The 13,231-nt window shown below is 72.2% G+C and carries 15 protein-coding genes; 11 read left to right on the top strand and 4 right to left on the bottom strand.

Going from position 1 to position 13,231, the window contains the following annotated elements; translation table 11 throughout:
* Window positions 1-208 precede the first annotated feature (208 nt).
* The 3 genes from AC5R91_RS10680 (at window position 209) to AC5R91_RS10690 (ending at window position 1,773) form a co-directional block, all read left to right on the top strand.
* Window positions 209-769 (top strand): YceI family protein, encoded by a 561-nt coding sequence (locus tag AC5R91_RS10680; protein ID WP_495396989.1) that lies wholly within the window; start codon window positions 209-211, stop codon window positions 767-769.
* A 126-nt stretch (window positions 770-895) separates the two neighbouring features.
* Window positions 896-1,090 (top strand): ferredoxin, encoded by a 195-nt coding sequence (locus tag AC5R91_RS10685; RefSeq protein ID WP_495396990.1) that lies wholly within the window; start codon window positions 896-898, stop codon window positions 1,088-1,090.
* A gap of 119 nt (window positions 1,091-1,209) precedes the next feature.
* Window positions 1,210-1,773 (top strand): HdeD family acid-resistance protein, encoded by a 564-nt coding sequence (locus tag AC5R91_RS10690; RefSeq protein ID WP_495396991.1) that lies wholly within the window; start codon window positions 1,210-1,212, stop codon window positions 1,771-1,773.
* Window positions 1,774-1,882: 109 nt separating this feature from the next.
* On the opposite strand, the gene AC5R91_RS10695 is transcribed toward AC5R91_RS10690, so the two are convergent.
* From AC5R91_RS10695 to AC5R91_RS10705, 3 genes are all read right to left on the bottom strand, one after another.
* Window positions 1,883-2,677, bottom strand: coding sequence for a tyrosine-protein phosphatase (locus AC5R91_RS10695; RefSeq protein WP_495396992.1), 795 nt, complete (start codon window positions 2,675-2,677; stop codon window positions 1,883-1,885).
* A 196-nt stretch (window positions 2,678-2,873) separates the two neighbouring features.
* Entirely contained in the window at window positions 2,874-3,878 is a 1,005-nt protein-coding gene (locus AC5R91_RS10700; protein ID WP_495396993.1) for an SOS response-associated peptidase, read from the bottom strand.
* A 123-nt stretch (window positions 3,879-4,001) separates the two neighbouring features.
* Window positions 4,002-4,694 (bottom strand): M50 family metallopeptidase, encoded by a 693-nt coding sequence (locus AC5R91_RS10705; protein WP_095212088.1) that lies wholly within the window; start codon window positions 4,692-4,694, stop codon window positions 4,002-4,004.
* Window positions 4,695-4,959: 265 nt separating this feature from the next.
* On the opposite strand from AC5R91_RS10705, the gene AC5R91_RS10710 reads away from it, so the two are divergent.
* The 4 genes from AC5R91_RS10710 to AC5R91_RS10725 all read left to right on the top strand — a co-directional run bounded on the left by AC5R91_RS10710 (window position 4,960) and on the right by AC5R91_RS10725 (window position 8,158).
* Window positions 4,960-5,691 carry a lysophospholipid acyltransferase family protein gene (locus tag AC5R91_RS10710; protein ID WP_495396994.1) on the top strand — a complete coding sequence of 244 codons (732 nt, stop codon included), beginning with the start codon at window positions 4,960-4,962 and terminating at the stop codon, window positions 5,689-5,691.
* Window positions 5,692-5,915: 224 nt separating this feature from the next.
* On the top strand, window positions 5,916-6,545 hold the full coding sequence (locus AC5R91_RS10715; protein ID WP_495396995.1) for a hypothetical protein: 630 nt from the start codon (window positions 5,916-5,918) through the stop codon (window positions 6,543-6,545).
* A gap of 257 nt (window positions 6,546-6,802) precedes the next feature.
* A complete protein-coding gene (locus tag AC5R91_RS10720) occupies window positions 6,803-7,480 on the top strand; it encodes a hypothetical protein (RefSeq protein WP_495396996.1) in 678 nt (225 codons plus the stop codon).
* A 129-nt stretch (window positions 7,481-7,609) separates the two neighbouring features.
* Entirely contained in the window at window positions 7,610-8,158 is a 549-nt protein-coding gene (locus AC5R91_RS10725; protein WP_495396997.1) for a hypothetical protein, read from the top strand.
* Here the strand turns inward: AC5R91_RS10725 and AC5R91_RS10730 are convergent.
* Window positions 8,155-9,318: an alkane 1-monooxygenase gene (locus tag AC5R91_RS10730; protein WP_495396998.1), complete on the bottom strand. Its 1,164-nt coding sequence runs from the start codon at window positions 9,316-9,318 to the stop codon at window positions 8,155-8,157. The genes AC5R91_RS10725 and AC5R91_RS10730 overlap by 4 nt on opposite strands.
* 217 nt (window positions 9,319-9,535) lie before the next feature.
* On the opposite strand from AC5R91_RS10730, the gene AC5R91_RS10735 reads away from it, so the two are divergent.
* The 4 genes from AC5R91_RS10735 (at window position 9,536) to AC5R91_RS10750 (ending at window position 13,230) form a co-directional block, all read left to right on the top strand.
* Window positions 9,536-9,760, top strand: a complete 225-nt coding sequence (locus AC5R91_RS10735; protein ID WP_495396999.1) for a hypothetical protein — start codon at window positions 9,536-9,538, stop codon at window positions 9,758-9,760.
* Window positions 9,761-9,862: 102 nt separating this feature from the next.
* The gene (locus AC5R91_RS10740) at window positions 9,863-10,765 is read left to right on the top strand and encodes an AEC family transporter (protein WP_495397000.1); all 903 of its coding nucleotides are present in this window, start codon (window positions 9,863-9,865) and stop codon (window positions 10,763-10,765) included.
* A gap of 301 nt (window positions 10,766-11,066) precedes the next feature.
* A complete protein-coding gene (locus AC5R91_RS10745) occupies window positions 11,067-11,954 on the top strand; it encodes a 3-hydroxybutyryl-CoA dehydrogenase (RefSeq protein ID WP_495397937.1) in 888 nt (295 codons plus the stop codon).
* Window positions 11,955-12,066: 112 nt separating this feature from the next.
* Window positions 12,067-13,230, top strand: coding sequence for an acyl-CoA dehydrogenase family protein (locus AC5R91_RS10750; RefSeq protein WP_495397001.1), 1,164 nt, complete (start codon window positions 12,067-12,069; stop codon window positions 13,228-13,230).
* Window position 13,231 lies beyond the last annotated feature (1 nt).

Consider the following 13,231-nt stretch of genomic DNA (forward strand, 5'->3'; position numbering starts at 1 on the left):
GGGCTCTGGGCGGACGACCGAGATCTCGTTACGGTCGTCACAGATCAGCAGGCGGCTCCCGGAATACGTCCCCCGCCGGAACGTTGACCCGAGCTGTAAGTTGCACACGCAACGACCTGGCGGCGGAACCTGCCGACTGGTCGAGCACGCCACACCGCTCCGTCGCCGGGCGACCGACATGTTCGGCGGCTCCCCTCTGGAGGACGCGATGACCACGACCACCGCCGTGACCGACCTGACCGGCACCTGGACGATCGACCCCGCCCACTCGCGGATAGGCTTCGCCGCGCGGCACGCCATGGTCACGACCGTGCGGGGGCAGTTCACCGCCATCGAGGGCGCTCTGAACCTGGACGGCGCCGAGCCGACCGCGTCCACCGCCACCGTGACGATCCAGACCGGCTCGTTCGACACCGGCGTGCCGGACCGCGACGGCCATGTGAAGTCGGCCGACCTGCTCGACGTCGGGGCCTACCCGACGATCACCTTCGTCAGCACCGGCGCGGTCGCCGGCAAGGGCGACGACGAGTACGTGCTCACCGGTGATCTGACGATTCGCGGCGTCACCCACCCGGTCGACATCGACATCGCCTTCGAGGGCAGCTCCAAGGACCCGTTCGGCAACGTCCGGGCTGGCTTCACCGGCACCACGACCCTGAACCGCAAGGACTTCGGCCTGACCTTCAACGCGGTGCTGGAGACCGGCGGCGTCCTCATCAGCGACAAGGTCAAGGTCGAGCTGGACATCTCCGCGATCAAGGCGTCCTGACGGCCCACCTGGGAGCGGCGCATTGCCACTGTGGCCTGCGGAGGTGACGCTTCTGTTCCTCCGCCGGGCCCAGCGGTAAGGTCCACGCGACGCCGACATTCTGGGAGCATCACGGGAGGTGCGCCGATGCGCGTGACCGTCAACTTCGACCGTTGCGCCAGCAGCGGCACGTGTGTCCAGCTCGTTCCGGATGTGTTCGAGATCCGGGACGACGGCTACCTCTATCTGCTGATCGAGGAGCCGGACGACGCGCGGTGGGACGACCTTCAGGAGGCAGCCGACTCCTGCCCGACGGAGGCGATCAGCATCAGCGACGGCTGACGGGCCCGACGGACTGCGGAGCGGTCGAGGGCCGCCGAGCGGTGCGGTCGGACCAACACCGGGTAGGAACTCGGTGCGGATCCGCACGGGTGGTGCGGGTCGGCACAGGAGGTGCCTCGATGGCGACGATCTACCGGCACCAGCGACACCGGCAGACGCCCAGCCCCCTCTGGCCGGCGCTGCTCGTCGTTGGTTTGGCTGTCACTGTGCTGGGACTTCTGCTGATCCTCAATCCGTTCGCGACGGCCGGCACCCTGGCCCTGCTTGCCGGGGTGGCTCTGGTCCTTTCCGGGATCGGCGAGACGCTGGCCGCCGCCAGGGCCGAGAACTCCGCAGGCACCGCCTTCTTCGGGATCCTGCTCATCCTCGGCGGCGTCGTCGTGCTCCTGTGGCCGGGAGTGACGTTGCGGGTGCTGGCGTTGCTTGTCGGCGCCATCCTGATCATCACCGGCGTCGCGCGGGTGCTGGTCACCCGGGCTTTGCAGTCGTCCGAGACCGGTGCCCGCGGCGCGGTGCCCAGCTACGCAGTGGCGGCCGTCAGCGTGGTGCTGGGTGTGCTTGCCCTCGTCTGGCCGGACGCGACGATCGTGGCGCTTGCGGTGATCTTCGGGATCCAGCTCGTCGTCACCGGAGTCACCGAGATCGCGCAGGGGCTGGCGCTGCGGCGACGCGCGCCGGCCTGACGCGGGCCTGGGTGGCTGCTGCCGACGGTCCGGCCGCCGCTGGCCGGACCGTCGGCAGATGGGCCGCCACCCGCGGGTTGCCGGACCCGCTCAGGCGTTGCCGGTCCGCTCAGGCGAGGATGCGGTCGCGCCAGCGGCGGATCGACTCATCGCTGGCGCCGTGGTCCCGGACCCAGCCGGCCACCCCGCCGGGATGAGCGTCGGTGGTGGCGATGACCGCCTCCGCGGCGGCGAGTGACGTCTTGACCAGCTCGCGGCCCCGCTTCGGGTCGCTCACGCCGGGCAGCAGGGCGTGCCCCTTGAGCCGCTTGACCACACCGCCCATGTTCTGCTCGGTGGCCGCATAGTCGGCGAGGACATCCTCCTCGACGACGCCGGCGAGGCGCAGCAGCACGGCGATCGTGACGCCGGTGCGGTCCTTGCCGGCGGCGCAGTGCACGAGCACCGGGCCCGGCGCCTCCCCCACGACATCGACGATCGCGGCGAGTTGGGGTGCGGCGTGCTCGACCATCGCCACGTAGAGCGTCTGAAGGCCACCCTCCATCGCACCCGAGGTGGCGGTGTGGCGGCCGGGCGCCGCCTCGTCGCCGAGCAGCGGGAACACCCTGATCTCGGCGCCGAGGGTGGCGAGCGGGTGCGGATCGGGCCCGCGCTCGACGGCCGAGCGCAGGTCGATCACCGTGCGCGGCGGCCAGGTCATCGACTCCGGCGGCGGGCGGTCCCCGGCCTTGGGCATCTCGCTGCGATAGAGCACGCCGGCGCGGGTGCGACGGCCGTCCGCGGTCGTCATGCCTGCGACGTCGCGGAGGTTGACCAGCCCGGCGACGTCCGCCGGCGCCGGCGCCTCGAGTGGCGGGGCGGAACCGGCGCCCGCCGCGTCGGTCGGATCGGTGAGGGACGTCATCGGGTTCTCCTCCGGCCGTGCGTGCCTGGTTATGGTCGGCGCCGGTCGGCGCCGGTCGAGCTGGACCGCGGCCGGCCCGAGTCGCATCGGACCCAGACGGCGGGCCCGTCCGCCCGTGACGCCGCCGCCGGCGGCGTCCCCCATCCTCGCGGATTTCCGCCGGATGAACCTGCAATCACATGATGCGTCCGTCCACTCACCGCCCGCCGCGGGCGGTGGGGTCGCCGGTCACCGCCTCGGCGGGATCGAGTGAGAACAGCGACAGGTCCACAGGGGCTCCCGCCGGGTGCGCCTCGGCCGACCCCGCTCGGCCGCCCGCGGCACCGCTGCAGGCGGCCAGGTCCACAGCCGCGACCGTGGGACTGCCCGCCAGCTCCACCGCCTCCGCCACCGCCGGATCGAGGTCGACCGGGTCGGTCAGCCGGGGATCCTTGTTGCGGACGTTGCCCACCGCCGCGCCCACCGGATGGGCGGCGAGTACCCCGACCGGCGCCGGACGCAGCAACGGGGCGAGCGCGGCGGGGTCGGCCGCCGGATCGATCCACCGGTCCCAGGCCGCCGCGGGCAGGATCACCGGCGAGCGGTCATGCAGGAACGCCAAGCCCTCGGCCGCCCCGGTGGTCAGGATCGTGAAGGTCACCAGCGGCGTCTCCCCCTTGCGCCACACCTCGTAGAGACCGGCGAAGGCAAAGATCCCCCCACTCGCCGGATGACCTCCCGGGTAGATGTAGAACGGCTGACCGCGCCGGGCTCCGCCGCCAGGATGAAACCACTCGTAGAACCCGGTGGCGGGCACGAGGCAGCGCCGGGCCGCGAAGGCCGCGCGGAACGCCGGCTTGGTCGCCACCGTCTCCGCCCTGGCATTGATCATCTTGGCGCCGATGGCGCGGTCCTTGGCCCAGGACGGCACCAGCCCCCAGGTGGCCAGCCGCAGGACCCGGCCGGCCGGCGCCCGTCCCGACCGGTCGTCACCCGGCGGGCCACCCGAGTCGCCGCCGGCCGCGCCACCCGGTCCGCCGCCGGCCGCGGGCGGCTCCGCGACGACGATCGGCATCGTCGACGTGGGGGCGACGTTGTGGCTCTCCGCAATCCCGCCGCCGGTCTCGTCGCGGGCGGACATGGCCGCGACCAGATCGTCGGCCTTCAGCTTCTGCGTGTAACGACCGCACATGCCGACCAGTGTGGCAGCCGGGTCCGACATTTCCTGGCAGCGTCCAGCACCCCACGATCCCCAGCACCCCACGATCCCCAGCGCCCCACGATCCGCCAGCGCCGGTGACGTCGGCGTCCGCCGACGCCGTCATGCCCGACGAGGTCCTGGCGCTCAGCCGAACAGCAGACCGCCCCCGCCGGCGAGGCACGCGAGGCCCGTCAGGCCGAACAGGCCCACCCAGAAGCCCGGCGGTAGCCCGGTCAACCGGGCGAGCTGATCCGGATCCGAATCCCTCCCCCGGCGACGCCGCCGTTGCCGCTGCACCTCGACCACCGGCCGCAGCGCCCCGAACAGCAGGAAGCAGGCGACGTAGGCGGCGAACCCGGCGCGTGCGGTGGGCGGCGCGAACCAGGAGACCGCCAGGATCGCCGCGGTGCTGACCAGCAGCGACATCACCCCGAAGCCGTTTCGGATCACGACGAGCATCGCGAGCAGCATCGCCACGCAGAGCTGGAGCACCAGGCTCGTGCGACCGGTGGCCAGCAGGGCCGCGGCGCCGAGTCCGATCAGCGAGGGCGTGGGGTAACCGGCGGCGACCGTGGCGATCACGCCGGGGCCCGTCGGTCGCCCGGAGGAGACGGTGACCCCGGAGGTGTCCGAGTGCAGGCGGACGCCTGCCAGACGACGGCCACTCGCGACCGCGGCCAGGGCGTGCCCGCCCTCGTGCGCAATCGTGATCACGTGTCGGGCGACGGGCCACAGCCGATCGCTGAGTACCGTCACGGCCGCGAGGACGGCGGCGACGACGAACACCCACTGCGGCGGCGCCGCCTGCGCCTCGATGCTGCGCCTCAGGATCTCCATCCGGCCGCTCCCTCCCGATGCGTGCGCGTCGCCCGATGCGTCGCCGCCTCTCCCGATACGTGGCCGTTGGCCCCACACCGGCGACGGCGTCCGTTCGGTCATCATCGATCCTCCGGCCGGGGGAGCGCGAAGGTGCCGGCGGGGTCCTCGAAAGGGCGAGCGCTCCCCTGTCAGGCGCCCCCGTGGTCGGCGGGCGGCGGTAGGGTCGGGAACGCGTTTGGGTGCCTGGGGGAGACCGCGAGGACAAGCTGAGGAGTGGCCCGTCGTGGCGGAATACGTCTACCGGCCGGTTATCACTGTGGCGAGGGGGCTGTTCGGCGCGCTGCGCCTGCGGCTCGATGTGCGGGGTGCGGAGAACATCCCCGCGTCCGGGGGCGGCATAGTCCTGATCAATCACGTCTCCTATCTCGACTTCGCGCTCGCCGGCCTGCCGTTCTGGACCGCCCGGGGGCGGCTCGTCCGTTTCATGGCCAAGAAGGAGGTCTTCGACCATCGGATCTCCGGTCCGCTGATGCGCGGGATGCACCACATCCCGGTCGACCGGCAGGCCGGGGCCGCGTCGCTGCGGGACGCGCTGAAGGCGCTGCGCGCCGGCGAGTTCGTCGGGGTCTTCCCCGAGGCGACGATAAGCCCGAGTTTCTGCCTGGCCTCGTTCAAGTCCGGTGCGGCCCGGATGGCGGCGCACACGAACGTCCCGGTTATCCCGGTGATCCTTTGGGGCAGTCAGCGGGTCCTCACGAAGGGGCATCCGTTCAAGCTGCGGGACGCGATAGGCACCCCGATCTCCATCACGGTGGGCCGCCCGGTCCCCCCGGCCGAGCTCAGCGACCGCCGGACCGGGACGGACGTCCTGCACAAGGTGATGACGGAGCTGCTCGACGAGGCGCAGCGAAGCTATCCGCGCCCCGCGCCCGGCGAGCCCGACTGGTGGGTGCCCGCGCACCTTGGCGGGTCGGCCCCGCGGCCGCCCACCGAGCCGGACGACCCGGAGGCGTGAGCGGCCCACAGCCCCCGGACCGGCGCATGGCCCTGACCGCGCAGGCTTACCGACCACGGGCAGGCGACGTGGCCCGCAGCCTCGACCGGCCGCGGCCTGCGTCGCATTGAATCATCCGAGACTGACGGGTCCTGGTCACCTTTCTTGACCGCCGGCAGGTGCCGCCGGAAATCTCGAGCCGAGGAATTCGGGCTCGGCACCGCCGAGCGGGCGACGGCGGGGCGATGGCGACCGAGGTGTTCCAGACCGGCGATCACGAGATGTTCGTCGACGCGCTACCCAAGGTCGATCTGCACATCCGGCTGGAGCCCGCATCGACCTGCGAAGCCTCTCCCGCCGGCCCCGGCCGCCCGCCCGGTAATCCGCATCGGCCCCGCCATTCTCCCAGACCGGGCGAGATGGCAGCACCGGCGAGATCGCAGCACCGGCGGGATGGCAGCACCGGATGGGCGAGAATGCCGGCCGAGGTAAACGCATCCGGTGACGAGAAGTATTTCGCCTCCCTCATGCACGGCGCAGCCCTGCTCCTGGCCGATCAGCGGGTGCGCAATGCCAAAATCACCATCGTCCGCTGGACCTACCTCCGTCGGGGGTTTCGGCCCGCGGCCCTGTTCGCCGGCCTCGACCGCGGCCGGCGCGAGGCCAGGGACGAGACGGGCATCCAGATCCGTCGGATCGCCAAAGTGCCCGACGCCCCCGCCCGCGGGCAGCGCGTCGCGGCGGAGTGCACCGTGGAACTCGCGCTGACTCTCGGCCGCGAAGCCGTCATCGGGATCGGGATCGGGATCGGCGCCGGGCGTACCTGCATGCCCTGCGGGTGCTGGGCCTGGCTCGAGCGAATCGGGTCGCGCTGATCTGGTCGGTCGTCGACACGTCGTTCCTGCCGCAGCCGGGGCGGGCGGTCCTGCGCGCCGAACTCGCCGAACTCGCCGAAACGGCCCTGGCCTGGAATGCGGCGAGGCGGAACGAGGCGCGTCGCCGGGTCACCGACGGCACTATCGGGGGCCTGGCACGCCCGGTTCCGCTTTCCCCGCGTTTACCGTGAAGGCACCTGGGTACCCGACCGGGCGGATCATGATGCGGAAGAGGGACGTCAGGCGGAGGTTTTCCCGTGCTCACCGTAGGCTGGATTTTACTGGTGATCTGCGCCGTCGCCGTCCTCGCCAGCGTCATGCTCCTCGGGCAGCGTGACAGCCGACGGGCAGGGCTGCAGCGGCGATTCGGTCCCGAGTACGACCGCGTGCTCGCCGAGCATGCGGACCGGCGATCGGCGGAACGTCAGCTCCGGCAGATCGCCGACCGGCGCGACGCGCTCACCATCAACCCGCTGACCCAGACCGACCGGGCGACCTACACGGCCCGCTGGGAGACGCTGCAGACCCGTTTCGTGGACGATCCCGCCGAGGCGACCAGCCTGGCGGACGCCCTCGTCGGCGAGGTGATGCGGGCCCGGGGCTATCCGGCCGGCAGTTTCGCCGAACGCGCCGAGCTGCTGTCCGCCGACCATCCGCGCGTCGTCGCCGGCTACCGGGAGGCGCATCAGCGGACCGCGGCCAAGGCGGACGGGAACGGTGCCGCGGGCCGGCGGGACACCGAGAGCCTGCGCTCGGCCTTCGTGCGCTACCGCGAGGTGTTCAACCAGCTTGTCGGCGTGGCCGCCGGCGCCGGCGGCCACGCCGGCTCCACCGACGACCGGACAGCCAAGCAGGACCGGACGAACAAGCAGGACCGCCCGGACCGGCCTGCCGCGCCCGGCCTCGCCGCCACGCCCGGTCAGCGGGAGGCGTGATCCGCCGCGAACCCAGATTCACCCACCAGAGCTCGTCTCTCGGCCCGGTGGCCTCCGCGGTCACCCCGCCGACGGCACCAATGCCGCCCTGTGGCCGGCCCCCCTCGTAGCACGACAGGAAGGACCGTCATGAGCCTCGACGGCATCAGGCACGACCGCCGCCCCGCGGCGAACTCCCGGCCCGGCCAGGGGCGCGACGCCGACCGGTGGCGGGAGATCCTGCTCGGCTTCGTCGACGATCCTCGGGCCGCGGTCGAGCAGGCCGACCGTCTGGTCGACGAGGCGGTGCGCGCCCTGCAGGATCGGATCGAGGCGCAGCGCGGCGACCTGCGCGAGGCGTGGCGCTCCCGCGGCGAGGCGTCGACGGAGGACCTGCGCATGGCGCTGCGCGGTTACCGCGATCTCTGCCAGGATCTGCTCGCCTACGACCGCGGGGAGTCCCGCAGCTTCGCGTCGGCGGGGTCGGCGTCGCTGGTGGCGCCCGACGCGGGCCGGGCCGCCGCCGGGCCGGACGGCGCTGCCGATCCCGCCGCGAGGGCCTCCGCCGACTCCCGGGCGTCGGCCGCCGCCCCGGCCCGGCCGGCCTCGGACGAGGAGCGGCCCCGGACGCCCATCCCGATGGAACCGTCGCGGTCGCGGATCGCGCCGGCGGGTGCGATGTGGGACGGGATCCGCTAAGCCCGGTAACGGGCCGCCAGAGCGCGCTGCCGCGGCGGATGCACGTTCGCCCGGCTCAGGTCGCCGCCGTAGTGGGCGACGACGCGGCCGTCCATCAGCCGGAACCACACCGGGGGCAGGTAGGCGGCGAGCAGCAGCGTGGCGTATCCCGCCGGCAGTTGCGGCGACTCCTCGAACGAACGCAGGACCTGATAGCGCCGGGTGGGATGGGCGTGATGATCGCTGTGCCGTTGGAGCTGGTAGAGCGCCAGATTGCTGGTCACCGCGTCGCTGTTCCAGCTATGTCGCGGGGTGACGGGCTCGTGGCGCCCGTCTGCGGTACGGGCCCGGGCCAACCCGTAGTGCTCGATGTAGTTGACGCCTTCGAGCAGGGTGAACCCGAACACCCCCTGCGCGGCGAGGAAGACGAGCACCGACGGCCCGAAGGCGGCGGCCAGCGAGCCGAACAGGACGGCGGTGAGCAGCCAGCCGAGCAGCACCTCGTTGCGCAGCGAGATCACCCGTGCGCCGCGCAGCCGCAGCCGGCGGCTCTCCAACGACCAGGCCGACCGCAGGCCGCCCACCACGGTGCGCGGCCAGAAGCGCCAGAAGCCCTCCCCGAGACGGGCGCTGGCCGGGTCGGCCGGCGTCGCGACCCGAACGTGATGACCCCGGTTGTGCTCGACGTAGAAGTGGCCGTAGCAGGTGGGGGCGAGCATCAGCCGCGCCAGCCACCGTTCGAGTCGAGCCCGCTTGTGGCCCAGTTCGTGGGCCGTCGTGATGCCCACCCCGGTCACCGTGCCGACCGAGACCACCGCGCCGACGCGGGCGGCCGCCGACAGTTCGCCGCCCGCCCAGGCCGCGGCGCCGAGGACCAGAGCGATGCCGGCCAGCGGCAGGTAGAGGTAGGTGCACCGGCGGTAGAAACGATCCGCTTCGAGAGCGGCCCGGATCTCTTCGGGAGGATTCACCGAATCCGCCGGGGTCGATATGTCCAGCAGCGGGACAAGGACGAAGACGAACAGCGGGGTGATCCACCAATGCACCCCGAGGCCCGTACGGTGCCACAGCCCATAGCTCACGATCGCCAGCAGTGGCACGATGATGGCGGTCAGCCACATATACCGTTTACCGTCACGCCAGGCAATCCCGCCGGGCGCGGTGAGCACGGGAGCCGCCACCGGCACCTCCGATCCGCCGGGCCGACCGGCAGGTCACCGACCGGGCCAATGCAGGCACGAAACGGGCATCCGACGGTTCGGCAGAACTGATCCGTCAATCTGCCAGCCGTCCTCCACAATGACAACAGGATGTCCGCCACAACGACCCGTGAGGAGTAACTCGGCGGTGGCGATGGACGGTGCGCGTTCCCGGCCGGCGGGCCGGCGGTCGCGGTCGATGAGCGACTCGCCGCCCTGGATCGGCGGGGTGATGGTCGGCACGCTGCTGCTGGCCGCCCTCGTCCTGATCACCTACACGCTGCTGCCCCTGCCCGGTCAGGAACGCCTGGGCGAGGGCAACTACCTGCTCGCCGCGGCGCTGTTCGCCGCGAACATCGCGTTCCCCCGGCTGCTGCGCCGGGTGCGATGGGCACGCCGGCGCCGGGCGGAGCGCCGCCGCTGACAGCGGCTGAGCTGCCCGCCCCTGGGGCTGCCCGGGGCCCGGCCGACGTGGGCTCGCCCACGTGCGGCCCTGCACGGTGGCGCCGACTGCCACGATGGCCGGATGTCCGCCCTGGTCGTCCTGCTCGTCGGCCTGGTCGCGGGCATCGTGGTCCGGCGCCGGCAGCGGCTGCCCGCCCAGGCCGCCTCGGTCGTCAACACCTGGCTGCTCGACATCGCACTGCCGGCGCTCGTCCTGCGCGCCATGCATACCGTGACCTTCCCGGGCAACCTCGCGCTCGTGGTGGCCGCGCCCTACCTGCTGTTCGTCCTGTCCACGGCGCTGTACCTGCTCGCGGCGCGGCCGATGGGGCTGTCCCGCCAGACGGTGACGGCCCTGGTCGCCGCGACGGCGGTGGCCAACACCAGCTTCGTCGGCTTCCCGATGGTCACGGTCTTCTTCGGGGCGTCGTCGGTGCCGATCGCCGTACTCGTCGACCAGCTCGGTTCGTTCCTGCTGCTCAACACCGTGGTGCTCGGCGCCGTCACGATCATCGCCGGGGCCTCCCTGCCGCGCGCGGAGCTGGCTCGCCGCGTCCTGACCGCGCCGGCGCTGTTCGCCCTGGTGGCCGCGCTGGCGCTGCGTCCGTTGGCCTTCCCCGGCTGGCTGGACTCGGCGCTGGCCTCGCTCGGCGCGACCCTCACGCCGCTCGCACTGTTCTCGATCGGCATGCAACTGGAGGTGCGGGCCGTCCGGCGGTGGTGGCGCGAGCTGGCGCTCGGCCTCGGGGTGAAGCTGGCCGTCGCCCCCGCGCTGGTGGTGGGGGTCTACGCGCTGACCGGGACGCTCGGCGACCACGACGTGACGATCGCGCTGTTCGAGGCGGCGATGCCACCGATGGTCGCCGGCGCGCTCATCGCCGCCCGGCACGATCTCGCCACCCCGCTGCCCAGCCTGCTGGTGGGAGTCGGGGTGCCGCTGTCGTTCGTCACGCTGCCGGTCTGGTCGTTGCTGTTGAAGTCCTGACCTGGGCCGACGTTCGATCTGATGAGCGGAACAGGCGCACGGACTACGCTGGGCCGCGGACACGGAAGCGGTGTCCGGAGCCGTCGCCCCAGCCGCCTGACGCCTCGTGGAAGCGGGCCGAGATCCGTCGCGCGCCGCCTGCGGTTGACGTGCCGCGCCCGCGTGGCCGATCGTCGTGGCTGCCGCGGTTCCGGCACCGTCGATGTCCCCCAGCAGATCCGGGATCAGGCGAGCGCGAGGAGTGACTTCGGTGGATGCGGTGCAGACAGCGGGCCACGTCGACCAGGTGGCCGCCGACCAGGTGGCCGCCACCGAGGCCGACCCGGGTTCCACGTTCACCCGCCTGGGCGTGATCGGGTGCGGGCTGATGGGCTCCGGGATCGCCGAGGTCGCCGCCCGCGCGGGCCTGGACGTCGCCGTCCGTGAGATCGACGAGCCGGCCCTGAGCGCGGGTCGCAAGCGGCTGACGTCCTCGCTGGACCGCGGGGTCCGCGGCGGCAAGCTGACCGAGGCGGACCGGGACGCGGTGCTCGCGCGGCTGAGCTTCACCACCGATCTCGGCGACTTCGCCGACCGCGACGTCGTGATCGAGGCGGTCGCCGAGAACGAGCAGCTCAAGGCGGACATCTTCGGGGCACTCGACAAGGTCGTGACGCGGCCGGACGCGATCTTCGCCTCCAACACCTCGTCCATTCCGATCATGAAGCTGGGCATGGCGACGTCCCGGCCGGAGCAGGTCGTCGGCATCCACTTCTTCAACCCGGTGCCCGTCCAGAAGCTCGTCGAGATCGTCCCGTCGCTGCTGACGGCGCCGGCGACCGAGACCGCCGCCGAGGGCTTCGTCACCGGCCGGCTCGGCAAGGAGGTCATCCGCTCCAAGGACCGGGCCGGCTTCGTGGTGAACTCGCTGCTCGTTCCCTACCTGCTGGCCGCGGTGCGGATGCTGGAGTCCGGCTTCGCCGTCGCGGACGACATCGACCGCGGCATGGTGCTCGGCTGCGCCCACCCGATGGGCCCGCTGCGCCTGTGCGACCTCATCGGCCTCGACACCATCAAGGCGGTGGCCGAGTCGATGTACGAGGAGTTCAAGGAGCCTCTGTACTCGCCGCCGCCGCTGCTCATGCGGATGGTCGACGCCGGGCTGCTCGGCAAGAAGACCGGCCGCGGCTTCCACAACTACGCGGCCTGAACAACGACGCAGCCTGAACAACGACGCAGCCTCAACAACGACGCAGCCTGAATCCCGTGCGCGGCCTGACCCTCCGTGCCATCCGAGGACCCGACGACCAAGGCGGCCTGCTGTGAACCCGAGCTTCGACCTCTATCGGCTCGCCGAGGAGCACACCGCGCTGCGCGAGGCGGTGCGCACCCTGGCCGAGAAGGACATCGCGCCGTTCGCCGGGGACGTCGACGAGCACGAGCGGTACCCGGTGGAGGCGCAGGAGGCGCTCGACCGGGCCGGGTTCGCCGCGGTGCACGTGCCGGAGAGCTACGGCGGCCAGGGTGCGGACTCGGTGGCCACCTGCATCGTCATCGAGGAGGTCGCCCGCGTCTGCGCGTCGAGCTCGCTGATCCCCGCGGTGAACAAGCTCGGCAGCATGCCGATCATCCTCGCCGGCTCCGAGGAGCTCAAGCGCCTCGTGCTGCCCTCCCTGGCCAGCGGCGAGGCGATGATCTCCTACGCGCTCTCCGAGCGGGAGGCGGGCTCCGACACCGCCTCGATGCGCACCCGCGCCCGCCTCGACGGCGACCACTGGATCCTCGACGGCACCAAGACCTGGATCACCAACGCCGGCGTGTCGACCTGGTACACCGTGATGGCCGTGACCGACCAGAACGCGGCGAAGAAGGCCGACGGCATCTCCGCCTTCGTCGTGCACCGCGACGACCCCGGCTTCGAGGTCGGCTCGAAGGAACGCAAGCTCGGCATCAAGGGCTCCCCCACCCGGGAGGTCCACTTCACCGGCTGCACGATCCCCGCCGACCGCATCATCGGCGAACCGGGTACCGGCCTGCGCACGGCGCTCGCCACCCTCGACCACACCCGGCCGACGATCGGCGCGCAGGCCGTGGGCATCGCCCAGGGGGCGCTCGACGCCGCCATCGCCTACGTCAAGCAGCGCCGCCAGTTCGGTCGGGCGATCGCCGACAACCAGGCCGTCCAGTTCATGCTCGCCGACATGGGCATGAAGATCGAGGCGGCCCGCCACCTCGTCTACGTCTCGGCCGCCCGGGCCGAGCGCGGCGAGCCCAACCTCGGATTCGTCTCCGCCGCCGCCAAGTGCTTCGCCTCGGACGTGGCGATGGAGGTCACCACCGACGCGGTGCAGCTCTTCGGCGGCGCCGGCTACACCCGCGACTTCCCGGTCGAGCGGATGATGCGCGACGCCAAGATCACCCAGATTTACGAGGGCACCAACCAGGTCCAGCGCGTCGTCATGTCCCGCGCGCTACTCAAGGGCTAGA

The sequence above is a fragment of the Frankia sp. BMG5.60 genome, assembly GCF_059428125.1.